At 63.1% G+C, this 23,947-nt stretch carries 15 protein-coding genes and 6 pseudogenes; 10 read left to right on the plus strand and 11 right to left on the minus strand.

Annotated features, from left to right (window positions below):
* Window positions 1-156: 156 nt before the first annotated feature.
* On the minus strand, window positions 157-1,158 hold the full coding sequence (locus LAJ19_RS18375; RefSeq protein WP_225524279.1) for an asparaginase: 1,002 nt from the start codon (window positions 1,156-1,158) through the stop codon (window positions 157-159).
* Between the two features lie 622 nt (window positions 1,159-1,780).
* Window positions 1,781-3,751 (minus strand): APC family permease, encoded by a 1,971-nt coding sequence (locus tag LAJ19_RS18380; RefSeq protein WP_225524280.1) that lies wholly within the window; start codon window positions 3,749-3,751, stop codon window positions 1,781-1,783.
* A gap of 231 nt (window positions 3,752-3,982) precedes the next feature.
* On the opposite strand from LAJ19_RS18380, the pseudogene LAJ19_RS18385 reads away from it, so the two are divergent.
* Window positions 3,983-4,324 (plus strand): annotated as a pseudogene (locus tag LAJ19_RS18385) (IS982 family transposase); the annotation flags it as partial.
* Between the two features lie 20 nt (window positions 4,325-4,344).
* Here LAJ19_RS18385 and LAJ19_RS18390 read toward each other — a convergent pair.
* Together LAJ19_RS18390 and LAJ19_RS18395 are read right to left on the minus strand one after the other, a co-directional pair.
* Window positions 4,345-5,109, minus strand: coding sequence for an integrase core domain-containing protein (locus LAJ19_RS18390; protein WP_225475746.1), 765 nt, complete (start codon window positions 5,107-5,109; stop codon window positions 4,345-4,347).
* Window positions 5,110-5,198: 89 nt separating this feature from the next.
* On the minus strand, window positions 5,199-5,486 hold the full coding sequence (locus tag LAJ19_RS18395; RefSeq protein WP_225475745.1) for a transposase: 288 nt from the start codon (window positions 5,484-5,486) through the stop codon (window positions 5,199-5,201).
* A gap of 70 nt (window positions 5,487-5,556) precedes the next feature.
* Between LAJ19_RS18395 and LAJ19_RS18400 the strand changes: the two are divergent.
* Window positions 5,557-5,687 (plus strand): annotated as a pseudogene (locus LAJ19_RS18400) (IS982 family transposase); the annotation flags it as partial.
* 378 nt (window positions 5,688-6,065) lie between these two features.
* Here the strand turns inward: LAJ19_RS18400 and LAJ19_RS18405 are convergent.
* The 4 genes from LAJ19_RS18405 to recA form a co-directional block, all read right to left on the minus strand.
* Window positions 6,066-6,659, minus strand: a complete 594-nt coding sequence (locus tag LAJ19_RS18405) for a hypothetical protein (RefSeq protein WP_225524281.1) — start codon at window positions 6,657-6,659, stop codon at window positions 6,066-6,068.
* Window positions 6,660-6,662: 3 nt separating this feature from the next.
* On the minus strand, window positions 6,663-7,508 hold the full coding sequence (locus LAJ19_RS18410) for a DNA repair protein (protein ID WP_225524282.1): 846 nt from the start codon (window positions 7,506-7,508) through the stop codon (window positions 6,663-6,665).
* Between the two features lie 138 nt (window positions 7,509-7,646).
* Entirely contained in the window at window positions 7,647-8,000 is a 354-nt protein-coding gene (locus LAJ19_RS18415; RefSeq protein ID WP_225524283.1) for a hypothetical protein, read from the minus strand.
* Between the two features lie 71 nt (window positions 8,001-8,071).
* Complete coding sequence (recA, locus tag LAJ19_RS18420; RefSeq protein WP_225524284.1) at window positions 8,072-9,157, minus strand: recombinase RecA; 1,086 nt, start codon at window positions 9,155-9,157, stop codon at window positions 8,072-8,074.
* A gap of 2,071 nt (window positions 9,158-11,228) precedes the next feature.
* Here recA and LAJ19_RS18425 point away from each other — a divergent pair.
* Entirely contained in the window at window positions 11,229-12,590 is a 1,362-nt protein-coding gene (locus LAJ19_RS18425; protein WP_225524285.1) for an IS701 family transposase, read from the plus strand.
* 86 nt (window positions 12,591-12,676) lie between these two features.
* Window positions 12,677-13,673, plus strand: a pseudogene (locus LAJ19_RS18430) (IS630 family transposase).
* Between the two features lie 55 nt (window positions 13,674-13,728).
* On the opposite strand, the gene LAJ19_RS18435 reads toward LAJ19_RS18430, so the two are convergent.
* The gene (locus LAJ19_RS18435; RefSeq protein ID WP_225524286.1) at window positions 13,729-13,986 is read right to left on the minus strand and encodes a hypothetical protein; all 258 of its coding nucleotides are present in this window, start codon (window positions 13,984-13,986) and stop codon (window positions 13,729-13,731) included.
* A 160-nt stretch (window positions 13,987-14,146) separates the two neighbouring features.
* Here LAJ19_RS18435 and LAJ19_RS18440 point away from each other — a divergent pair, with 160 nt between their 5' ends.
* The 3 genes and pseudogenes from LAJ19_RS18440 (at window position 14,147) to LAJ19_RS18450 (ending at window position 17,390) form a co-directional block, all read left to right on the plus strand.
* A complete protein-coding gene (locus LAJ19_RS18440; RefSeq protein WP_225524287.1) occupies window positions 14,147-15,034 on the plus strand; it encodes a hydantoinase/carbamoylase family amidase in 888 nt (295 codons plus the stop codon).
* A gap of 483 nt (window positions 15,035-15,517) precedes the next feature.
* Window positions 15,518-16,472 (plus strand): IS630 family transposase gene (locus LAJ19_RS18445; RefSeq protein WP_225524288.1). Its coding sequence is split into 2 segments (ribosomal slippage): window positions 15,518-15,868 and window positions 15,870-16,472, totalling 954 coding nucleotides; the frame shifts between segments, so codons are not numbered across the junction.
* A gap of 92 nt (window positions 16,473-16,564) precedes the next feature.
* A pseudogene (locus tag LAJ19_RS18450) lies at window positions 16,565-17,390 on the plus strand (IS5 family transposase).
* Window positions 17,391-17,421: 31 nt separating this feature from the next.
* Here LAJ19_RS18450 and LAJ19_RS18455 read toward each other — a convergent pair.
* A pseudogene (locus LAJ19_RS18455) lies at window positions 17,422-18,407 on the minus strand (IS630 family transposase).
* 98 nt (window positions 18,408-18,505) lie between these two features.
* Here LAJ19_RS18455 and LAJ19_RS18460 point away from each other — a divergent pair.
* Together LAJ19_RS18460 and LAJ19_RS18465 are read left to right on the plus strand one after the other, a co-directional pair.
* Window positions 18,506-18,906 (plus strand): annotated as a pseudogene (locus LAJ19_RS18460) (IS4 family transposase); the annotation flags it as partial.
* 489 nt (window positions 18,907-19,395) lie between these two features.
* Entirely contained in the window at window positions 19,396-19,818 is a 423-nt protein-coding gene (locus LAJ19_RS18465; RefSeq protein ID WP_225524289.1) for an ester cyclase, read from the plus strand.
* A gap of 169 nt (window positions 19,819-19,987) precedes the next feature.
* Here the strand turns inward: LAJ19_RS18465 and LAJ19_RS18470 are convergent, their stop codons facing one another.
* Entirely contained in the window at window positions 19,988-23,056 is a 3,069-nt protein-coding gene (locus tag LAJ19_RS18470; RefSeq protein ID WP_225524290.1) for an ATP-binding protein, read from the minus strand.
* Window positions 23,057-23,224: 168 nt separating this feature from the next.
* Here LAJ19_RS18470 and LAJ19_RS18475 point away from each other — a divergent pair, with 168 nt between their 5' ends.
* Window positions 23,225-23,386 carry a hypothetical protein gene (locus LAJ19_RS18475; RefSeq protein WP_225524292.1) on the plus strand — a complete coding sequence of 54 codons (162 nt, stop codon included), beginning with the start codon at window positions 23,225-23,227 and terminating at the stop codon, window positions 23,384-23,386.
* Window positions 23,387-23,947: the final 561 nt, after the last annotated feature.

Below are 23,947 nucleotides of genomic sequence, written 5' to 3' on the forward strand. Positions count from 1 at the left end.
GGCGCTGAATGAACCTCCAGTGACCGCCATGGTCACCGCAGATACAGCCGAGGTCAGAAAAGAGGACGCCCTGAGGGACGCGGCCCATCACAAAAGCCGGGACAATCGGAGCAAGGGCACTCAGGTCGCTGCAAAACATGCCCTCAGCCCCAGGCGTCAGGCGTGCCAGGTCCAGGGCAGCCTGAGCTGCACCTCACCGACCTCCCGCCCGGCCCAGTTGTGCTGAGCGACCGGCGCCAGCGCCTGCAACGCCGGGGTGAGGGACACGCCAAGCGCGTCGAGCACCGCCAGGGCCACGTAGGGCCGGGCCCGCTCTCCGCCGTCCACGATTTTGAAGGCGACGCCCACGGGACCGCGTGCACTGTCGCGCATGCCCAGACCGAAAAAGCCCTCGGCGCCCATTTTGGTGACCAGTCCATCCACCAGCGGCATCAGGGTGGTGTCGAGCCGACCGGGGCCGGCGATCAGGTCGGGATGGTCAGTCATGGCGGCAAAGATCCGGCCCAGGGCGGGGTCGCTGCCGGGGTCGGCCAGGCGGGCGAAGACCCGGGCCATGCTGCTCAGCGGCAGCGCAAACGCCGGCACGCTGCACCCGTCGGTACCGGCCCGGACCTCGCTCAACTCGACGCCCGCCAGCTCGGCGTGGGCCTGGCGGATCCGCACCTGCAGGGGGTGATCGGGCGCCTCGTAGCCCTCGCGCGGCCACCCGTGCAGGACGCAGCTGAGCAGCATGCCGGCGTGTTTCCCGGAGCAGTTGTGGTGCAGCGGGGTGGGCGGCTGAGCGGTGCGGATCAGTTCGGCGGCGGCCTGGGCGTCGAAGGGCGGGTGCGCGCCGCAGTGCAGGTCGGTCACGCTGCTGCCCGAACGGGCCAGCAGGCGCGTCACCACCGCCAGGTGGGCGGGGGTGCCGGCGTGGCTGGCGCAGGCGATAGCCAGCTCATCGGCCGGCAGGTCCGGGGCGGCCTGGGCCAGAGGCAGGGCCTGCACCGGTTTGCTCGTGCTGCGCGGGAAGGTGACGAGTGCGGGGTCACCGCATGTTGCGATCACCTGTCCGTCCGGGGTCACCACGGCCACGTGAATCTGGTGCCGGCTCTCGTCGAGGCCGCCGCGGCGGTAGACCACCTCGCCGGGCGGCCCGGCCTGATCGTGTTGTGTCATGCCTTTAGCCTAAGGCCCGGTCGAGGGTTTCCGGTCATGTCGCGGTGACGACGGAAGAGTCACACGACGGGTTCAACTGCGACTGGCGACGCCTGAACGCCACGGTGCGACGCGACAGAGGGGCTGGCCAGACCCGCAAGGCTGCGTTGACATGTGGTGAATTCCGCCGATCCGGTGCAGCCCGTCAGGCCACGCTGTCATCGGCCGTCAGGCCCCAGCATCACAGACTGCATCCAGGGACGGCACTTTGAGGCTGTGCCACAAGGGGCAGGCGCCCCAGGAGTCGTAGGGATGGAGACAGTCCCCAACGATCCGTCGAGTGCCCCGCTCGGTCGGCAGCCGAATTCAGAGCGGTGTTTGCTGGCTTCTCACGATCTGGCTTCATGGCAGCCCTCCTTGGAAAGGGTGATGGGACGTGACCCCAGTCCCCGGTCGCTGCCTCCATGAAAGACGCGTTCTGTCAGTCACCGGTCCGCCGGGGCGATCGTTTCGGCGGAGATCCGGTGCCAGGTCGGTTGCAGCGTGAGTTCACCACCCGCCAGCGGTGCTCTCCATCCCAGAGGCGCACTCCCGTAACGCCAAGGGGAAGCAGGGGGCTGGCCGGCCGGGGGCGCGGTCCAGGTTACCCGCCGACGTGCACCACCGGGCGCCGCTCGCGGATGGGTTCCGCGCGGCGCAGAATCTCACGGGTCAGAGGGGGCACGTCCCCTTCGCCCAGGAGCAGGAAGCGGCCCGCGGCGGCCACAGGACTGCCTTCAATCCACTCGAAGTACACGTGGGGACGCTGCCCGTACGTGTCGCGCAGGTACAGCAGGAACGCCGCAATGGCGTTCGGCACGGCGCTTGACTCGATGCGCAGCACCCGGTACCCGTGAATCTCAAAACCCCGGACGTCCAGCACGTCACTGAACTCACTGGGGTCAGCCACAGTAACCTCCAGAAACAGGCACGGTTCGCCGGACGGCAGATGCGTCTCGGCCCGGACGGTCTGTTCCTTGTCGGTGTACTCGGCGGCGTCGCCAGCGTCGAGTTGATTGGCAATGAACCGCAGGTCGCCGGAACGCGAGGCTTCATCCAGGATGGCGCGCGCCGCGGGGTCGAGCTCGATGCGTTCAGCGCGCAGTTCGGTGGCGCGGCCAATGCGGGACAGAATCGAGACGACCACAATCGCGAGGATGAACAGCAGGCCAAGGCGCAGGCCACTGAGGTCATCAAGGAACGTGACAAGCAGGGTGTAAGCGAAAATCAGACTGACCAGCCCGAAGCCGATGACCTGACCGCGGGCCTTGCGGCGGACGGCGGAGAGCGTCACGGCCACCGACGCGCTGCCGATCAGGACCAGCACGCCCGTGGCGTACGCCGCGGCCTGGGCGTTGACGTCGGCGCGGAAGATCACGGTGAGCAGCACACTGACGGCCGTGAAGATCAGCACCAGCGGCCGGTTCATGCGGGCCCACGCCGGCGCCATGCCGTAGCGGGGCAGGTAGCGGGGCACGATGTTCAGCAGCCCCGCCATGGCGGACGACCCGGCAAACCACAGAATCAGGATCGTGCTGAGGTCATACACGGTGCCGAACACCTCACCCAGCCGCTCGTGCGCCAGGTAGGCCAGCGCCCGGCCCGACGCCTCCCCCCCCGGCTTGAACGCCTCCGGGGAAATCAGCAGGGTCGTGGCGAACGAGGACCCGATCAGCATCACACTCATGATCAGCGCGGCGGCCGTCAGGAGGGTGCGGGTGTTGCGGATGCGCCCGGCAGGATTTTCCTCGGTGTCGCTGGCATCGCCCTTGACGAGCGGCATCACGACGACCCCGGTCTCAAAGCCCGACAGGCCCAGCGCGAGGCGGGGAAAGACCAGCAGCGCCGCGCCAATTAGGGCGAGCGGGTTGCTGTAACTTCCGGACAGCGACTGCGTCCAGTTCGCCAGCAGGCTCGGCGTGGCGAGCACTTGCCGGAAGGCGTCGGCAATCACAACCGCGTTCAGGCCGAGGTACAGCACCACCAGGGCCACCGCGATGCCGATGGCCTCCCCGAAGCCTTTCAGAAACACCGCGCCCAGGAGAAAGATCAGCAGCAGCGTGATGGGCACATTCCACCCTTCGGCGTAGTGGGTAAGAAACGGGTTTTCAACAATGTGCGCCGCGGCGTCCGCGGCTGAGAGGGTGATGGTGATGAAAAACCCGGTGGCGACGAAACCCAGCAGGACCAACACCAGACTCTTACTCTGCCAGCGGGTCAGGAGACGCTCAAGCATGCTGATGCTGCCGTCACCATGCGGACTTTCCTGCGCCACCCGGCGGTACATCGGCAGCGCCCCGAACAGGGTCACCAGCACCAGCACGAGGGTCGCGACAGGCGAGAGGGCCAGGGACCCGGCAGAGATCGCGGCGAGCGCCGCAATGCCCGGCTGGTAGCCCAGGGTGCTGAAGTAGTCCACGCCGGTCAGGCACATAGCTTTCCACCAGGGCTGCGTGTGGTGGTGCGCCTGCGGTTCTTCTTCGTAGAACCCCTCATGCTCTTCTCTCTGACCTTGAAGCAGCCACGTTTTGAATGAAGTGAGCCAGCTGGACGTCACGGGCGGCGGTTGAGTCATGGAGCCCATCATGAGGGACACCAGCCCCGATACACCACAACCTGACTTGCAGGACTTCTTGCTGCACAATCACAGTTGACCCACCTCGGCGTCCTTCAGGCCAGTCTGGAAGTGAACATGGACCAATAGCAACCACACGGGCACCTGCGGGTGCCGTCAGTCACGTACCTCGTTTAGGGCTCACCTCATGACTTGATTAGCGGCTGTCAGATAGCAAAAAATGGAGACGGTATCGAGCAATACCGTCTGCATCACAGGTTAGGCCGACGAGCCGTCATCCGTCATCTTCACCGCTGGGCCAAACGGCACTTCAGTGATCTCAAAAAGTGTTCACACCAAAAGTTGAGCGACGCGCTGGTGGTCGCCCTGTTGCTCAGCCGCTTGGTGTTCATACATCCGTTCCCGTCTTTCTGGTGGAACATCCGGAGGGAAGATCGTGTCGATCTTCCCTCCTACACGCAGGCGTATACCCGGGGACAACGGTTGCTCGAACGACTTGAAGTGGTGGCCACGCCGTCACAGCCCTTAGCAGAAGTGATCGTCGATTCCATGCCATTGCCTGGATGCAGACCGGTAATGCTCCAGGTTTGACTTCAAGCGGCGTTGCGAGCATTCGCCGATAAGGTGAGTGTAGACCAAGGCGTGGCGTAGCCGAGCGCCGAATGACGGCGCTCGTGGTTGTACCAGCGGTGAAAGTCCGGCATGGCGGCCCGGACATCGGCCATGGACTGCCAGTCCTGGCGGAAGGCGAACTGGTATTTGTAGGTCCGGTTGAGGCGTTCGAGGATACCGGTTCCTCCCGGCTGAGACACTTTGCAGCGCACCCAGTTGCCGTACATCAAACAGCCCTGTTGAAAGAGGTCACTGGTGAAATCACTGCCTCCATCACTCTGGACCAGGATGCGCTTGTGGTGGCCCTGAGCACGCAGCACGGCGACCGCCTCGTCGAGCGTCAGTTTGGCGAGGTGCATCGACAGGCTCCGTACCACCCGGCTGGCCAGCACCACCCGCGAGGTAACGTCCAGCACGAAGTAAATCCAACAGACCCCGTCGGGCAGCGACAGCCGTGTCGCGTCAATCTGCACCCGTCGACCTTCCGGCCAGTCTTGTGGTGCGGAAACCTTCGGGGAAGGTTTCCGGGTCTTTCGAGGCAGCGGTGGGTGAAGGTGCAATTCGCCGAGTGCGACACGGATCTTGTGCAGGCCAATCTCTTCGCCCTGAGCTTTGAGTTCCTGATACAGCAGCCGGTATCCAGACGTTGGATGCTGCAACGCCGCCTGGCGTACCTTCTCGTACAGTGCGTCACGGTGCTGCTGCTTGGCACAGCGCGCGGGCGCGCTGTGCTGATGGTCCCGCATCCGCCAGTACGGCACGCTGGCGTACTGGGCAAAACGCCGCAGGCTGAGGTGCGGCCGGCTCTGCCAGAGAACGATCAGCTCGTCCAGCGTCAGAGCCGTCGCACTTTTCGCGCAATATCGAGCTCCAGTTCCTTTTCGGCCACGATGCGTTTGAGACGGTCATTCTCCCGTTCCAGGATGGTCACGCCCTGGTCTGGTCGGTCACCAGAGAGGCGGGCACGGCCCGCCTCCAGAAACTGTGTTTTCCAGGTGTGGATCAGGCTCTCGTTGGCTCCATGCTGACGGGCTGCCTCCGCGACTCCGAGTTCGCCCCGCAGCACGCTGAGGACGATGGCTTCTTTGACGTCGGTGCTCCAGGTTTTTCGCTGTTTCCCCATGATGATCTCCAGTGTGCTCGTCCCTCGCATCGAGAGGGTCAGGTGCTGAAAGTCATCCTTGGAGCACTACCGACCCAAACGGAGCAAGCGGTGTGCGTTCCCCGGAGGCTGGTGGGGCTATGGAACACAAGGTGACGTCTACGGGTACAAGTGGCGTGCGTGGGTGACATTGTGCAGTACCTGATCCGTCCAGCCAACTTGCGCAGTTGGGATACGAGCTGATCGGGGGAGGCAGCGCCTCCCCTGATCTGAGTTCCGGTCATTCAGGCGAATTGAGGTGCGCGGCTCATGGTGTGGATACGTGAGAAGGTGGTTGCCATTGCGTACCACAGCGCCGCAGCATACCGACAACCGCTACCTCAGGAGCCCCCCAGTACGGCGTGCAGTACGGACTATCTTGGTGCGCTGCCCGCACCTGATTCATCAGTCCGCCGCTTGGACGCCCGACGGGAAGCCACTCGGATCATTCAGGCCGCCTTTCATGGATTCACCGGCCCGGTCGCGCCCCTGCACCTGGATGAGGCCTCCTTCAACCTGACACAGCCAACGCCAGAACGGACACCCCGTTCCGGCGTAAGGTCAGGCGAGGCTGAGGGTGTGTTGGTGGCGGATGGTACGGAGGGCCGCGAGGTAGTGCTGGGTGGTGCCGTCGGCGAGGATGGCGTGGACAGCCTGCGTGGCGCAGTCCACGTGGGGTTGTCCGAAGGTGCGGACTCTGCTGCTGTTCACGTGCACGGTGTGGGTGGTGCCGTGGATGGTGCGGGTGCGGCTGACGCCACGCTGGTTGAAGCGGAGAACAGCCCCGCCGGGGTGGTGAAGGCTGAGGGGGTGACGACCCAGCGGGGGTGGGGTGACGCTGCTCAGGGCGTCGGCGAACGCCTCGAACGTTGTGTTGAATGCGGTGATCGTGGCGGCGCGGGCGGTGGTGGGGCCGGAGAGGAATTCGACGCGGTGGGGACGGCCAGGCTGCCCGTGCTGAACCCAGGCGCCGCCGTGGGCGTGAAGGGCAGTGCTGATCAGGCGGGGGGCGCGTTGACCGGTGGGGTACTGGTCAGGGAAGGTCAGCAGGGTGACGGGGCCCGCGCGGGTGGTTTTGAGGTGCAGGTGGTCCGTGCCGTGGATGCCGGTCTGCGCCCGGTCGGTGTGGATGGCCTGCTGGTTGCGGCGGATCACGTGTCAGGTGAGGGCACCGCCCAGGGTGAGGGCCACCTGCTTGACGGCCTGTTCCTGAAGGGTGACGAGGGTATCGGCGACGGCGCGCTGCAGGGCGCGGTACGCGTCGAAGGAGCGGGCGTCACGGCCGGTGAGGCGGCCGACGTTCGCCTGGATGGTGAAGTGCGCTTCGGGCAGCGCAGCGAGGTTCGCCGCGGCGTCTTTGTGGCGGGCGCCGAGGAAAGCGGTGAGCATGCCGCCTTGTTCGCTGCGCTGCATCAGTTCGCGTTGCAGGGCGCGGTCCTTGATGCGGGTGATGAGGTCCCAGGCGGCGTCGCTGAGGAGTTGGGTGGCGTCGGTGGGGCGGGCGTATTCGACGGTGAGGCTTTCGCCTTCAATGGTGTCGGCGCGCCAGACGCGGTAGTGGAGGCCGTGTTTGTCGGCGGTCCAGGTGGTCTCGAAGTCGCGGGCGTCTTCGATGAGGGTCTGAAGTTGGGTTTTGTTTTTGATGGAGGTGCGGTGGCCTTCGGAGAGGACAGCCCAGCTGCTGAGGTTGTGTTCGTCGGGGGCGGCGAGGGTCGCGTAGGCGGCGGCGATGCGGGCGGGGTCGGCGGTGAGGTCGGTGATGGTGCGGTGGCCTTCGCGCAGTTCGATGGTGTCGCCGGTCCAGTGGGCGGTGTGCTGGAGGTGGTGCAGGCCGTAGCCCCAGCGGTCGTGGGCCTGGCGGAGCAGGTCGGTGAGGGTGGCGTCGATGTCGTTCTGGTCGTTCCCGGCGGTGATGACGGCGACGTTGGCGGTCGTGGCGGCGGTGTTCAGGAGGGCCTGGAAGGTGGCGGTGGCCGGGGCGGGGCGGGTGGCTGTTTTCGCCATGGTGGATCTCCTCTGGATTCTGATGAGATAATTACGAGCGGTCAGTATTCTGCTGATGGCATAATTTTAGGGTATTTGGTATGAAAGATCCAGCCGAGCCAGCGGCAACCACGCCTGCGCGGGGTCCACTTTCAGGAGTCAGTGGGCACGCGCGCCACAAGGAGGCGCGTCCTCTCCAGGGACGGCGTACGCGCGAAGCCACTCGTCCAGAGCCTCGCAGGTACCAAACGTGGTGAAGGCCATCAGGTCTCGCTGCGCCGGGTACCGGTACCAGCCGTGCGTCTGCGCCTCCTGCCCCACGCAGAGGTGGTTGCCGAGCGCGCCGCGGCCCAGAATCCGCAGTACGTCGTCCTCGCTCAGCGGCGGCTCTTCAGGCAGGGTGTGGTCTTCGTGAGCGTCCCGCGCCAGGCTGCCCTGAGCGCACAGGGCCACGTCCAGCACCCAGTATGGACCTCGCTGCTCCAGATTCAGTCTGTTGCGGCGCTGATCCACGTGTTTCTCTCCACAACGACGCAGCCCCCGGCGAAATTCGCTGGGAGCTGCGCGTCACCGTGCCGCTGCGATCAATCCGCTGCGTCACTCGTGGGGGAAACGGCCTTCACGACACTGTCCGGCGCGCCCTTGTTCTTGATGGCTGCCACGACCAGCGCCCGGATCTCATCGGTCGCTTCGGGGTGCTCCTTGAGCCACTCGACGGCCTTCTCCTTGCCCTGTCCGATACGGTCATCGCCGTACGAGTAGAATGACCCGGCCTTCTTGACGATCTCGTACTCCGCTGCGAGCCCCAGCAGGTCGTTGAACTGATCGAAGCCCTGCCCGAAGTACAGCGTAAGCTCCACTTCCTTGAAGGGCGGCGCGACTTTGTTCTTCACCGTCTTGACCTTCACGGTGTTCGCGACGGTTTCGTTGCCGACCTTCACGCCCTGACCGATTTTACGCACGTCGAGGCGCACGCTGGCGTAGAACTTCAGGGCGCGGCCCCCGGTGGTGGTTTCGGGGTTGCCGTACATCACGCCGATCTTCTCACGCACCTGGTTGATGAAGATCGCCGCGGTGTTCGTCTTGCCCAGGATCGCGGTGAGTTTACGCAGCGCCTGACTCATCAATCTTGCCTGGAGGCCAGGGAGGCTGTCGCCCATCTCGCCTTCGATCTCCGCGCGCGGCGTCAGCGCCGCGACGGAGTCCACCACGACAATGTCAATGGCGCCGCTGCGGACGAGCAGTTCCATGATTTCCAGGGCCTGCTCGCCGTTGTCCGGCTGCGAGACGAGCAGTTCGTCGGTATTGACGCCCAGCGCCCGTGCGTACACGGGGTCCAGGGCGTGCTCGGCGTCAATGAACGCGCAGGTGCCGCCGGCCTTCTGGGACTGCGCGATGATTGACAGGGCCAGGGTAGTCTTGCCGCCGGATTCCGGGCCGTAGATCTCGGTGACGCGGCCTTTGGGAATGCCGCCCACCCCGAGGGCGACGTCGAGACTGAGGCTGCCGGTGCTGATCGACTGGATGTCCAGTTTGCTTTCGGCGCCGAGCTTCATGATGCTGCCCTTGCCGAACGCCTTCTCGATCTGGCTCATGGCCATCTCGATGGCTTTGGTGCGTTCTTTCGCGTCTGATGGCGCGGAGGTTTCCTTCGGGTTGTCTTTGCTCATGCGTCTCCTTGAATCCTTCGATTTAGTTTACAACAGAAAAACCCTGGTGTCATTCTGCCGTAGGGCGCTGAGCCTTCATCGTTGTGATGGCCCAGAAATGGCCGGGAATCACACTTTATATAACCGGAGTTATGGAGGAATTCTTTTCCTGTACTCCCCCTCTCCATCCCTAAGCTTGCTCCATTTCACCACTCCTTCACTCAGAGGCGCTCCACCTGAAGCAAGAGAGAAGCCCCCGCCCAACCACCAGTGACCCTGCGCGTTCATTCGCAAGGGACAAGAGCTTTCAGTTCGTGTACGTAGCGGAACGTACTGAACACGTAGAGCCATCCGCGTATGAGTAACGAGTCATTGTGTCCCCTTGCTTGATAAATTGTGGTCTCAACTCTTCCAATCCCGTAGAACCGTGAGAGCTAGGCGGTGACGAACATCTTCAGCCGTTCGCGCGGCGTACCAGGTGACCTTACAGTAGCGTCGGCCAGTCCTGGTCTCCGTCGCCTGCAGCTGATGGACAGCAGGCGACGACCACTTGGATGTCTAGGGAAGGGCCCAAAGCACTCTTCCTCCTTCAAAGGCATCTGCAGTGCACGCAGGCAGGGCCGCGGGTGCGCGGCGTTAAGGTGTCATCTTGAAATTGGCCGAGAGAGTGCCGATAACTTCTCCTCTGTCTTATCCCCGTCGCGGTACTGCAGAAGGGAGGTGGCCATCGAACTGTTCTTGACTTAGCGGATGGTGCGGCGGTAGAACACCTGCTCACCTTAGACGCCGCTGACCACAAGAAAATCCGGTTTGCGGACGGTGTACATCACACCCCGTTCAGGGCGTCCTGGAGCAGCAGCTCAGCCTCGCCTGGCCTTGCGATAGGCGTCTTCGAAGGTGGGCAGGTCTGGGACGCCACTCCAGGCACCTCAGACCGCAAGAGTCCCGGTGGCGGAGCGGTTCAGGAACGTTTGTCCGGCATCAGCGTCCGCTTCAGCCTGTCCATACAGAGCAAGTGGAACGGTGATGCAGTAGATGTAGAGGCTGTCGCAGTACGACGCGGCATCAGCTGAGCTTAGGAGCAGAGCGGCAGCGACAGCAGTAAACCTTCGGAGCAAGGGTGCACCAGACCTAGCCACGCGGCGGTGGAATTCACCACTTGCGCCGGGGGAAGTCTCCTGCACAGTAACTTCCATATCGTCTCACAAGGGTGGTGGCAGCGGTACAGCGGCAGATCCGCTGTCCTGGCACAATGCGGAGCTATCACATTCCCGTGCTCTTCGCTTCTTTTTTCGTCGTGCTTTAGCCTATGCATCAGCGTGATGAACCGTCTGGGTGGCCTTCCCTCTCCCTGCCCAGGTCACAGCGTCAACCCCGGCCGAAGCTGAACGCACACCACCCAAGCGGGTCAGCTTCGGCCGCTGCTGTGGCTCTCCATCGGAATCCACGCAGGGTTCAGCGCGCACCCTTAAACCCACCACGCCAGGAGGATCAGCAGCCGCTCTTTAGCACAGCGCGCTTCGCGCTCAGCCTTACCAATCAAGTGATCCATTCACACTACAGAGAACAGCAATTGACTCGTCTACAGTCGTCGCTCATCTCACAATGGAAACTGGCTAACCGTCTGGCAGAACTCTGCGGCGCAGAAGCAGACAGAAGAAAGGTCAGGTTTGACAAAAAGTTAATGGAAGATTAGGGCCGGTATTCATTTTATAACTCCAGTTACATTTTACGCGCATGCCCTTAAAGGTGACCGAACGCCCCTCAGGAGGTTGGACAAGGATGTCCATTGCTAACGTCTGCCGCGTAGAACTTGTTCACGATATCAAAGATCCTCACAGTCAACGGACTCCCAATAAGCGCATCATCGGAGGCAACGCGTGACGGAGCAGAACTAGAGGTTGCGTGCTCTGTAACGGACATCTTAAAGTCAATGGCGTGCTGGACGATGAATTCTCGAAGGCGTGATGGGCCGCGAACAGGCACAGCAGACCACGGTGGTTCGGGTGAGCTAGAGCTACAACTCAATCATCTCCAGGAACAATACTCCTCATTGGGACTCCGTTGACTCGTAGAAGATGCACACTGGAGCATGGATACAGATGTTCTGGTGGCCGATCCACTGGACCGGTACTGCGCCCAGCTGGACCATGTCTTTACCCGACCGACGCAGCGCGAAGCGCTGCGTGTATACCTACAAGGCTTGCTGATCGGCACCGAGCGGCATAAGACCGCGACTGGACTGGCCAACACGGAACCCGGCAAGGCCGGGAGTCACCATAAAGCGGCCCAGCGACTGCAGTGGTTTCTTTCGGAAAGCACCTGGAACCCGGATGCGCTGCATCAGGCGCGGGTAGTCCTCATGCGTACGGTGAAGGGCACCGCGCCTTCTGAAGATGCGGTGCTAGTCATCGACGAGACCGGAGACCGCAAGTACGGCACGCACACCGCGCACGTGGGCCGGCAGTCTCTGGGCAGCCTGGGCAAGGTAGATTCAGGGATCGTCACCGTTCATGTGTTGTACGAGACCTCACAGGCGTACTTTCCCTTGCTTTTGCGGCCCTATACGCCTGCGCATCACTTCCCACGCCAGAGCAGCGATCCAGCCTTCCGAACCAAACCTCAGTTGGCCGCTGAGCTGATTGAAGCGGTGCGGCATGACTGGCCGTTCCGCGCGGTGGTCGCAGATTGCCTGTACGGGCGTAACGAGTTCTTCCTGACCTACCTCCTCAAGGAATCAATCCCCTTTGTCATGACGTTGCCCCGTTCGTACGCCTGGTGGCACGAGCAAGGTGAGCCCGGTGGCGTCGAGGAGATGGCGCTGCATGCAGCGCCATCCGACTGGCATCCGTTCACCCGGACCTTCGCGAATGGAGATGAACGGCTGTTCTGGCGTGCCGAACTGGCTGGGGGCCCCTCTGGTCCTGGTCGCGCGTTGCGCCAAGTGGTTGTGACACCGGTTCCGGTGTCACTCCCAGCCGACACCACCCAATACCTGATCACCAATCTGCGTGAGCGCGACCAGGATGTGTCCCCGATGCGGGTGTCCACGCCTCCAGCCTCCTCCCTCGAAGTCGCGCTGCTCTATGCGCGGCGTCCCCGTATCGAGCAGGCGTATCGCGAAGTCAAGCAGCATCTGGGGTGGACCCACTGCCAGGCCAGATCTGATCTGGCCTTGAGACGGCATTGGAGTCTGGTGTGCGCGGCCTTCTGTTTCCTACACTGGTGGAACGATCAATCGCTTGGAGATGCCGATGCAAACGTGCATCAGGCGGGTGCATCGCACCCGCCTGGTTGGAGCTTGCTCTTACGGCAAGTCAGGCTGTGGTTGGAGCCCTTTGTGTGGATGTGGCGAGCTTGGTGCGCGTACACGACCATGCGACCTCCTCGGCCACTCTGGCGGCTCCTTCAGCAGGTCGGGCGGGGCAGTCCACTTCCACTCTATGCCACGTAAACATTGTCCAGGACATCAAATATGCCCACAGTCAACGGACTACGATTATTGATGGCGGCGTAAGTATGTGCTGATAAGCTGAAGGCGTGGCCGAATGGCATCCATCCGAGTACTCCCGTGCCCAGCTGGAAGAACGCCGACTGGCCGCGACCCCCTGGCTTCAAGGCGGTCAGCATGCTCAACGGGAGATTGCTCAGCACTTTGGTGTCTCCGTGCACACCGTCAGCAATTGGAAGAAGCGCCTGAAGCGCACGGGCAGCCTTCAGGCAACCGTGACCACTGGACGCCCCTCTCGACTCACCGTCACCCAGCTCGACCAGGACCGCACCCTCCCGCAGGAGGGTGCGGTCCACCATGGTTTCCCTGACCAGACGTGGAGCACCAGGCGAGTGACGGATCTGATCGGGCGGCACTTTGACGTGTGGTACCACCCCGACCATGTCCGGAAAATCCTTCGCCAGTTGGGGTTCACACCCCAGATGCCGGATGGGCGGGCAGCAGAGCGCAACGAACTCCGGATCGCGTCCTGGAAAGAACAGGTCGCACCGGAGTTGGGAAAAAAAGGTCGCTGAGGGCGCGACCCTGGTGTATCTGGATGAGGTCGGGTTCTCGCTGAAAGGCGTGCGAAGGCGCACGTGGTCGACCAGGGGCGTCACGCCCTCGGCCAATTGGGAGAAGCGGTCAACGATTGGAGCGATCACGTCAGATGGGCGATTCTTCCAGCACACGACGTCTGGGGCGATTCGCAGTGGGAACGTCATCCGATTCTTCCAGCATCTCCTGCGCCACGTCCAGGGGGAGATCGTGGTGGTGCTGGACAATGCGGGGATTCATCGGGCCAGTGCCACACAGGCGTTCGTGTAGTCCCACGAACGCCTGTCGCTGATGTTTTTGCCGCCCTACGCACCGGAGTTGAACCCGATCGAGCTGGTGTGAGCATATGTGAAACGCACTGTGCTGGGAAATTTCTGTGCCCGTTCGATCAGCGTACTGAAATCGAAACTCGTGACGGCCTGGCAGCGGGTTCGGTATGTCGAACTGCCACGACAACTGATGGATTCCAACTTATGCTGCTATCAATAAAATGGACCGCATTACTTGAGGGCGGTTCCTCCTACATCTCCTGGACAACCAGCCTTCAGTTCAATGCAAGTTGGCCGAGAAACAGCAGGCCCCCGCCGAATAATGCGGTGAGAATCTGCTCCCACGGCAGACCCGGCGCGCGATACCCCTCACCCAGACGGGCGCGCATGCTCGCCTCGATGCCGGCCTGCCCATACTGCGAATAAATGATCGCGCCGGCCAGGAACGTCAGAATCAGGCCACCCCAGCCGAGGGCTGCTGCGGCACCCGCACGGGTCAGCCCCCAGCGAGGAGGGCACCGACCAGTACGCATAGGAGGCCAGTGACAATTCCAGCGCCCAGGCCGTAGACGAGAATCTGGCCGACTCTGACCGCGCGCGTTTGAGTGGTCATGTCAGGAGTGTATCAACTCCTCAGGACGGCCCTTACAGCACACAGAGTGCCTTCAAGCCGCGACTGGCGCGTGAAATGGTGTGTTCAGCAGCCTCTGGGCTGACGAGGAAGGGGCGCGCTTTGGCCGCAGTCTGTTCGGTTCAAGCGCCGCCGCAGGCACGTTAGAACACGCGGGACTGGCAGACCTGCGCGACGCGGACGGCATTCGCCTGACTGAGGCGCTCGCCACTACGGGCCTACACCTCGGCACTCTGTCCCAGGCCCAGGCCGAACTGGACCGGGTGGCGGCCTACCTCGAACTGCATATCGAGCAGGGTCCCGTCCTCGAAGCTCTCGATCAGCCGCTGGGGGCCGTGCTGGGCATCATGGGCGTCCAGCGGTTCACCCTGACCTTCCGGGGCCAGGCGGCCCACTCCGGCACCACCCCCATGGCCCTTCGCCAGGACGCGTTTCTGGCTGCCGCCCGCTTTACGCAGGAGATCTACGCGGCCTCCATCACGCTGGGCGGCGTGTGCACTGCAGGACGCGTGGTGACCCGCCCCGGGGTTGTCAACTGTGTCGTGGAAGAGTGCGTGCTCACGCTTGAACAACGCTGTCTCGACGCCGAGGCCCTGACAGCGATGGCCGCGCGGGTTCACGACCTTGCCGGAGCGGTGGCGGCCTCGGGGGGCTGCAGCGTGGAGATTCAGCCACTGTGGACCATCGCCCCCGTTCCTTTCGATCCTCAGTTGATTCTCCTGTGTGAAGAAACCATCCGGAACTTGACGGGGAACGCCTGCCGGCTCCCCAGCGGCGCCATCCATGATGCTTCCTCTATGGCGAGACGGGGCATTCCCATCGCAATGCTCTTCGTCCGCTCCCGCGGCGGCCTGTCTCACACGCCACTGGAGGACACAGACGAAGCCGACTTGCTCCTGGGTGTGCGGGTGCTGGCCGGATGGGCTGGCCGTGTCATGGTCTGGCTCTGAGCCCGGAGCCCGCGCCCACCGCTGAGCACCATGCGGCAGTTGCGTCACCTCGGCACGAACGCGCAGACCCCCTGCCGCGGTTCATGCTGAGCAGTCGTTTCCCGGCGGGCCCCAAGGCCAGCAGACACGCCGGAAAGACGGGTTCAGTCAGCTGGGGCTTCCGGTACCCTCGTTCTACCCGGCGTTTCTTCGCGTGAATGGAACTGACGCCTGGACGATCGGCGCAGAGCTCACTCTGGTTCACGCTCCAGGCGGACACCATCGCGAAGATCGCGTCCACGGCACGCTGCAGCGTGCCCTTCTTCCGGCGCGACACGCAGACTTTGAAGTGGCGGTTGGGTTCGGTCCGCTGGAGCGCGGCGGGTTTGGGGTTGCTTACACGCCCAAAACCCCCCGTTCGACATGCCGGTGCGCGACCGATCACACCTTCGGGAATTCGTTGTCCAGTGCGTCCTCAACTAGAGCATTTGACAGAATAGAAGCATGAACTCAGCTGGGGTCCGAGGTTACGCCATCGAGTTGCGCACGCGCATTGTGGCGCTGGTCGAGGGAGGCGCTTCCCCCGACGAAGCCGCACGACATTTCTCCGTGCATGTGTCCACTGTCAAGCGGTATCTGGCACGGCACCGGGCAGGGACCCTGCACGTGGTTGCGCGACCAACGGGGCCTCACCGTACGGTGACGGCTGATCACGAAATGCAGCTGCTGGCCCAGCTCGAAACCCACCGTGACGCGACCTTACAGGAGCACGCCGACATGTTGGAAGCCAGTACCGGGGTACGAGTGAGTTACAAAACGGTAGACCGGGTCTTCCAACGTCATCACATCACCCATAAAAAAAACGATGGTCGCCAGAGAACGCAGTGAGGAACGCCGGAGGGCGTTCCTGAAAGATCTCCGGCCCCTTCTGGAACGCCCTGATCACCTGGTGTTGGTCGACGAGCGTGGCGTCAACACGGCCATGACGCGCGGGTATGCCCGCGCGTCACGTCAGGAGCGGGCAGTGGGCGTGGTCCCACGCAATCATGGCCGGAACTACACCCTGATGTGCGCCTTGAGTCTGGCTGGGCCACTGGCCCCCTTTGTTCTTGACGGTGCAGTGACGGGCGAGTGCTTCGAGTTCTATGTGGCTCAGGAATTGTGCCCACTGTTGCGTGCCGGGCAGGTGGTCATCATGGACAATCGCTCTTCACATCATCGAGCGTCCATTCGGACGCTCGTCGAGGAGGTCGGGTGCCACCTCTTGTATTTGCCGCCCTACAGCCCCGATTTCAACCCGATTGAGTGGTTGTTCTCGCAGCTCAAGGCTCGGCTGCGGGGGGAGGCCCGTCGTACGGTGAAGAGCCTGATGCAAGGGATTGCGGACGCACTGAAGACCGTGTCTGGGCCCGATATCCACGGGTGGTTCTTGGCAGCCTTCAAAAAACATCTCTTATGACAAATGCTCTAAAGTGCGTCTGAAAAACGTGCTGGCGCAGGTTTTCCCAGAGCCAGCATGCGTGCACGGTGGAGGGCGGAGGTGGTGCGCCGATGAACCGAGCTGCGTACCCTAACGATCTGACCGAGGCAGAGTGGAACGTCCTTTTTCCCCTTCTTCCTCCAGAGTCTTCCGTTGGCCGTCCACGGAAGTGGTCGCTCCGGGAGATCCTGGACGGGATCTTTTACGTGCTGCGAGGCGGGATTGCCTGGCGAGCGATGCCTCATGATTTACCTCCCTCACCGTCTATGGCGCCTGCGAGGCGTCTGGGAGGCCCTCCACACGGTCCTTCGGGCGTTGGTCCGTCAGCGTGAGGGTCGCGCAGCGACCCCCAGCGCCGCGATCATGGACAGCCAATCGGTGAAAACGACCGAAGTCGGTGGACCCCGCGGCTATGACGGCGGCAAGAACGTCAGTGGCCGCAAGCGTCACCTGCTCGTCGACACCCTGGGGCTGGTGATGGCGATCAAGGTGCACGAAGCAGACATTCAGGATCGCACCGGTGCGATCCTGCTCCTGCGCGATCTGCCAAACGTCTTTCCACGCATGAGGCATCTGTGGGCCGATGCCGGATACACCGGAAAGCTCGCTGCTGACATCAAGCTGCATCTGGGCTGGACCATGGAAGTCGTCAAACATCCCTGGTCTGGTTGGCAAGGCACCTGGGCGCCTAAAGACGCACCTCCACGACCCGTGGAGGTGCCGAAAGGTTTCGTGGTGCTGAAGCGTCGCTGGGTGGTCGAGCGGACGTTCGCGTGGCTCGGGCAATCACGAAGGATGGCCAAAGACGATGAGGCGCTGGTGGAAACCGCAGAGAACTTGGTCTATGAGGTCATGATCCGGCTCAAGGTGCGTCGACTCGCCAAACACTCGCCCTGACCCTTTTCAGACGCACTTTACTGATTCCTGCTTAAATCAGTAACGACGCGGTGAAGGGCGTGCCCCGGATGAAGGCAAGCGGCAACCCTTTGCGCCGGATCCGCTGCCATCCGACCGTCAAGCGCTGTTTCAACGCTGCCACCGAGAGCGCGCAGAAGTTCCCCACCACGTTTCGCTTGAGATCCGCCCAGATCAATTCCATCGGATTCAGTTCCGGCGCATAAGGTGGGAGATAGACCAGCGACAGGCGTTCGTGCAGGAGCACGAACGCCTGAACGGCTTTTGACCGGTGGATCATCGCCCGGTCCAGCACCACCACGACTTCACCGGCCACGTGGCGCAAGACATGCCCAAGAAAGTCGACGACCTGCGCTGACCGCACCGCGCCGCGGTGCGTGTGATGCAGAAACTGTCCTCCCGTGGTGATGGCGCCGATCACGGACAGGTGGTCCCAGCGAAGTTTGGTCGGGATGATAGGGGTCTGGCCGCAGCGCCCTCACGTGCGAACCTTCGTCGTCTTCAGGCTGAAGCCGCTCTCGTCCAGGAACACGAGCGTGGCCCCTTCACGGACTTTTTTTTCCCAGCGCGTCCCGGTGGACGCGCACCCAGCTGGCACTGTCATCTTCATTGCGCTCCACGGCCCGCACGGCGGGCCGCTGATACGAGAACCCCCAGCGTTTCAGTTTTCGCGACAGGTGCGCGCCATCGAGCCAGATGCCGTACGTCACACCGATGACGTGCCGAATGTTGGGTGTGCTCCACCCGCTGGTCTCGAAGCCGTGTGATCGGGCATCACCATCAAGCATCACGCCGATCTCGTCCTGCTGTGCGGCCGTGAGCTTCTCGCGCCCGGCCGGTGGCGCGGGACGCGCGCAGCGCGTCCTCGCCGTTCCGTCTGAGCCGGGCACGCCAGGCTCGGATGGTAGTTGCCGCGACCCCACACTGGTGCGCCCAGTCGCGGGTCGTGCGACTGGGGTCGTTCAGCACAGGTTGAGCGGCGAGGCGTCGTTCTTCCAATTGACGACGGGTGAGGCGGCTGGGTCACCAGAGAGGCACGGTCACACAGAGATGCTCCACACTTACGCAACGATCAGTAGAAGATGTCCGGTACAGAGATTGGGACCGATTTCAGCGCCCGGAAAACGTGGAAGCTGTACAAATTTCGGTGGCCGGTGGAATGCACTTTTTTAGCAGCTTCAAGTCGAGGGGTTTCTACCTGGAACGGACAGGCATCATAGATGCTGTCCGTCGACGACCGCTGTTCGGACTGGTGACCTTGGCCTGGATGTTCTGCCTGTGACTCGGGGCCGGCCTGGACCAGAGCCAACCGATCCCCGTCCTCGAACATGGTCGTCAGGCTGTGAGTCTGGCCCGGCATGGCGCTCAACTTCTCGTCGCTGCACCGCGCTGGAAACCCGAGCAATTCAGGATTTCTATTGAACTGCTGACGCACCCTTTTCCCTTCCATGAGCAGCTGGAAGTGAAGTTGTCACCTGCTGGGGCTGTCATCCGCTGAAGGGACGTCAACTGTACCGGAGGCAGTGCGAGACCTGACCGCTGGGGTGAAACGTCTATGAAACGCCTCGTTTGTAGTGTCGAACTCAGGGTAGACCCCAGGAGGAAGCCATGGTGAAGGACTGGATGCTGAGGTATGGAATCTGTCTGCTGGTGGCCTGCAATCCGGTCGCTTCCTCAACCCCATCACCATCGCCCGCCGGGCAAGTCAGCTGACTGGAAATGACCCCCCGCCGCCCTTCTGTTCCCCCGAAGAGGTCAAAGCTCACGACTGAGGAGGGTGAAATGTAGGTCTTGACGCTCAGAACTCAACAGCCTGGAGAAAAGCACAGTCGCTTGACCTCCAGGACCCCCGCACTCACGGAAGGATCTCAGCTCATGTTGGGCAACGAAAAACGAGCCCGGCGACGTACCCCTGAGGAGCCCGATCAATCGAGCGCCGAGGGCCATATTGGAGATCGCGCACCGCCTCCTGGAGGACGCCATGAACATGTACACCAGCACGTCAGATGCCCCTGTGTCAGCCCGCACCACGCAGGACGTCCTGAACGAACTCCTGGTCGGCCACGCCGCACATCTGTATGCGGTGGATGCCGTCCTGTGCGATATGACGCAGCCACAGCCGGTCCAGGGACGAGAGGCCATTCTGGCGTACCTCTCCGTTTTTTACGGGGGCGCGTTCCGCAACGTGAGTGTGAAACCCGTGACCATGATGGTGAACGGTTCAACGGCCATCCTCGAATTTTCATTTCTTGGTACGCATTCGGGGCCTCAGCTCGGCATGCCGGCCACAGGACGGGACGTGCACCTCCACCTGATTGCGGTGTACCGCATTGAGGAAGGCTTGATTCGAGAAACGCGGCTGTACTACGACTCTGCAGAGTTGCCCCGTCAGCTGAACCCTGATTCCTGAGACCAGAGTCACTCGTCTTCATTTCTGGAATGGGTTTATGACGGACACGGCGAAAGCCGCTGGTGTGCGTCGCATGGTGCCTGTCGGGTCAGCAGGGCTCCCCAAGTTCAACTGGTTGACGAACGCCAGGAGCTGGGAGACGGCGGCCATGATGGTCATGCCCTGAGCGTCAGGCATAACCGTGCAATTCAGCGAGGGCCAGAGCGTCCACCAGAGTTTCCTCCGTCTTTTGCGTCGCTGTCCGCTGCAACGCGGCTTCCAGCGGGTCAGGCAGGCGGGCGCACGCGGGATGCAGCAGGGAGAAAGTCTGCTGCACAGCCTCATTCAAACGGCCTGACTGAAAGAGAATCGCTGTCCAAGGCAAACGCAGCACCCAGGCAAAAGGATGAAGGCCGGGTGTTTCTCCCCAGACTGCCAGCCCCCTCAAACAATGCTGTTCGGCTTCATCCATGTTCCCCTGACGGCACGCCACCCAGGCCAGGTTTCCGTGCGCCATCTCTACATAGCTGCGGCTGCCCTGACCTGAGGCGAGCGTGAGCGCCTGTGTCGCGGTCCGCTGAACATCCCTGACGTGACCTGCGAGGCGCTGCGCTACAGCCAGGTAAGTGAGCGCCCGGACGGCCTTGGCCTTGTCTTCCGCCTGCTGAGCCTGCCGCACGCACGCCTCAGCCGTTCGGATGGCTTCGTCATACGTGCCGTGCCAGAGAAGTGCGAACGCCAGACCAAACAGGGTTTCCGCCTCCAGATGCGGGTCCCCGGCGCGCTGAGCAGCTTCGAGGGTCCGGTAGGCGTCCGCCAGGGTATTCTGGTCGACCCGGTACCGGTCCCGGCGGTGGGCGTAGAGCATCTGGGCCCGCCACAGTCGAGCTTCGAGGCCCGGATGTGGGTGAGCAGCAACTGCCGCGCGCGCCGCCTCCAGCTTCCGTCCCAGAGGTTCAATCTCACCGGCGTCGTAGTGAAGGTTCGTCTCTTCCAACAGCCGCTCGGCATGCTCGTGCCACCAGACCGCAGGACGGTCAGGGAAGAGCAGGCCAAGAACTTGCCTGGCCTCAGCCAGAGCTGCCCAAGCTTCTGCGGGTTGCCGCGCCTGTCGCTGGGCCTGGGCCGTCTTGCGCCATAATCTCGCGCGGTCCTCAGGCATGACGGCCAGGGGAAGACCTTCTCCATAGCAGAGTTCAGCGTTCCATTCCTCGCCCGCGACCACCAAGGCGTCTCCCAGCCCCTCCAGCAACGCGAGGCGCAGGTCCGGTCTGTCCCCATCAGTAAGCGCTTCCAGCGCCGTACGGTACAGGTGAATGGCGTCGCGGGTGGCGAACAGGCGTAAAGCCTCTCCCGCTGCGGCCAGACCATACTGCGCGGCGAGGCTGCCTTTCCCCGCGAGAAGCGCGTGGCGGGCGAGGACCGCGGGCGGAGCCGACTGCAGCACCACCAGCGCCTTCGCATGGATGTGGCGTCGGCGGGGTGCGGAGAGTGTGGTCGTCAGTCCCTGCAAAATGAGATCATGCGTAAAATCTCCGTCTCTCAGCATTCCCGCCTCTTCCGCTTCAGCGAGCGCCTCCTCGACGTTGACCTCCTCTAAACCCGTGAAGGCTGCGAGCGTCGGCACGTGCCTGGCGTCTCCCAACACGCTGCCTACCTCCAGGACCTTCCGTGCGCCGGGCGTCAGGCGGTTGGCACGCCGACGCACCAATTCGCTCACCGCCCCGGTGACCTTTATTTCGGCTGCTCGCTGCCCCCATTCCGGAAGTGTTCGCCAACCGTTGCTCCCGACGCGCAGCACACCCGCCTCAAAAAGCGCCCGGAGAGTTTCCAGGGTGAAGAAAGCATTCCCTCCAGCTCGGCGGTACAACCAGGCTGCCCATTCCGAAGCGGACTGCGCACCTCCTTCCCCGCCCAGATCACACAGCAGGGCATGAACGTCCGCTTCTGTAAAGGGCGTTAAGGTCAGCGTTTCGACCGCCGTGCTGGTCTTCAGTGTGCTCAGCGCTTCTTGAATCGCTTCCTTGACCTCATGTGGACGGTAAGTCACGAGCAACCTCACCCGGCGGCGGTGAACCAGGTGCACGAGAAGTTCCAGGGTGGCCGGATCCGCCCACTGCAGGTCCTCCACGAGGAGGGGAAACGCTTCTGGACTCCCGTTCCCGAGGTGCTCCAGGGCTCTGGTCAGTGCCTCGTGCAGCCGGGCTTTGCCTGTCACAGGATCTGGCGGAGGTGGAGGGCTGTCCAGCAACTCGGGAAGCAACCGCGCCAGGTCGTCCCGGTACGAGCCGAGGTCAGGCAGGTCCGAAAGGTGGGCGCGGAGAACCTCCGCAACCGGGTGATAGGGCAAGCCTTCCAGGCCTTCTCGGCAGGACACTTTCACGGCGTAAGGAGCGATCTCCGCTGCCAGGCGGCTCTTACCGACCCCGGGCTCTCCCGCCACAAGCACCAGCGAGGCACTTGATGCCCGCACCCGCGCGAGTTCCAGTTGTCTTCCAATGAGGCGAGGGGGGCGGCGAACAACCAGTGGAATCTGCTGCACCGGCGCCAGAAGGGGCGCTCCGTCCCCCTCCGCCTGGCGCAACGTGCCCTCCAGCGCCTGAGTTTCCGGCAGAGGCGTCAGCCCGGCCCGTTCCGCCTCAGCGGTAAAGCGCTGGAGGAGCACAAGGCCGTCACTGCGGCGCCCAGCCAAATAAGCAGCGCGCGCGGCGGCCTGAACGGCGGGTTCATCCAGGAGATCGACGTCAATCAATCGACTCAGCAACTCAGCTGCCTGATCTGGACGCCCTTCTTCCAGCACTTTCGCTCGCTGCATCACCGCTTCGCGCCAAGCCGCTTCCAGCGTGTGGCGCTCCAGGTCCAGCCAGTCCTCTAATTCAGCACTGAGCTTGACGCCCAAGTCGGATAGCAAGGGTTGCTTATACCACGTCAGGGCCTCAGCCCAATCGCCTTCCCTGAGGGCTGCTTGAAATCGCTGCAGGTCGCTGGGGATCAACCACCGTATACGGTTCTGCTCGACCTCGACACCACGACTCCACGACAATGCACGCGCCCGGTTGATGAGGACCCGCAGGTTGCGCCGCGCCGTACTCTCGTCTGTTTCCGGGTGAAAGAGCGACGCCAGCGTACTGCGCGATACCCATTCTCCTCGGCAGGCCAGGTAAAGCAGCAGCAGCGCTGGACGGGTGACGGGCAACTCCAACCGCCCGCCGCTGTCCAAGTCCAGGTGTGGCTGGTCCAGCAGGCGTAAGAAGGGCACGAATTCATTCTATTGATATCAGCGTAGACGTAGATTTAGGATGGTGAGGTTGATACCGCCGCAGACCCCTGATTTCCACCTTGTGTGAGTTCCCCAGGTGCGAGGGCAGCAAGGCTTCCCGAAGTTCATTGGGCGTAGTGCACCTGGCGCGGCAGGAAGGCGGCGTCCGTGTTTTCTCGTCACCCCACCCTGGACGCCATCTGCGGCAACCCGCAGACCCTGGACCCCAAAGTCCGGACCCTGCTGGAGAGGACGCCAAGAACTGACGTGGAACTGTACCTGCGCCTCACGTCGCTGGGCACGGACGCGATCCTGCTGCAGCGGGCGTAACCGGAGGGGCCCGTGACTGCGCCTGGCCCGTGTGCCGGAAGCGGCGTGGGGACCAGCCGCCGGCATCAGGCCCTGGAACCGGCAGCGACTGGCCTGGCGGGGCCACACCAGCATGATGGTCACGCGGATTTACTGCTGTTCGGGCTACTGACGACACTGAAGGCCGGTCCCGCCGCTCAGCCGATGGTGACGCACTGAATGGTTTTCTCGTACCATCAGTGAAGAAAACTGCATCCCAAAGGAGAGCGTCTGCACCCGCCGCGGCCCCGCCCACGATCCCTGACCCACCCTGAGGGCGCTGGCCCGCACCCACCTGGACGGCAACGTCTCTGCCCTGATCCACCTGCTCGGCGCGCCGGACCACGGCACCCTCCGCCAGGCCCGCATGGCGCGGCATCACGCGGCCAGCACGAGGCGGGCGGCGCAGCAGTGACCTTCCCAGCGGCACACCCTGCGCCGAGTCTCGAGGCGCGCTCGGCTGCCCAGTCCCCGAGACCAGCGGGCCGCCTCGCGCCCGTGGGTGAAGATCCGGCGTAGTGAGCGCAGCGTGGCTGCGGACCG

Origin of the sequence: Deinococcus taeanensis, assembly GCF_020229735.1 — a bacterium.
Lineage (GTDB): Bacteria > Deinococcota > Deinococci > Deinococcales > Deinococcaceae > Deinococcus > Deinococcus taeanensis.

Excerpts from the sequence above, each read along its gene's own strand:
- LAJ19_RS18375 (WP_225524279.1), bottom strand. The coding sequence starts at position 1,158 with ATGACACAACACGATCAGGCCGGGCCGCCCGGCGAGGTGGTCTACCGC.
- LAJ19_RS18380 (WP_225524280.1), bottom strand. The coding sequence starts at position 3,751 with ATGACTCAACCGCCGCCCGTGACGTCCAGCTGGCTCACTTCATTCAAA.
- LAJ19_RS18390 (WP_225475746.1), bottom strand. The coding sequence starts at position 5,109 with ATGCGGGACCATCAGCACAGCGCGCCCGCGCGCTGTGCCAAGCAGCAG.
- LAJ19_RS18395 (WP_225475745.1), bottom strand. The coding sequence starts at position 5,486 with ATGGGGAAACAGCGAAAAACCTGGAGCACCGACGTCAAAGAAGCCATC.
- LAJ19_RS18410 (WP_225524282.1), bottom strand. The coding sequence starts at position 7,508 with ATGGCGAAAACAGCCACCCGCCCCGCCCCGGCCACCGCCACCTTCCAG.
- recA (WP_225524284.1), bottom strand. The coding sequence starts at position 9,157 with ATGAGCAAAGACAACCCGAAGGAAACCTCCGCGCCATCAGACGCGAAA.
- LAJ19_RS18425 (WP_225524285.1), top strand. The coding sequence starts at position 11,229 with ATGGATACAGATGTTCTGGTGGCCGATCCACTGGACCGGTACTGCGCC.
- LAJ19_RS18435 (WP_225524286.1), bottom strand. The coding sequence starts at position 13,986 with ATGCGTACTGGTCGGTGCCCTCCTCGCTGGGGGCTGACCCGTGCGGGT.
- LAJ19_RS18465 (WP_225524289.1), top strand. The coding sequence starts at position 19,396 with ATGTACACCAGCACGTCAGATGCCCCTGTGTCAGCCCGCACCACGCAG.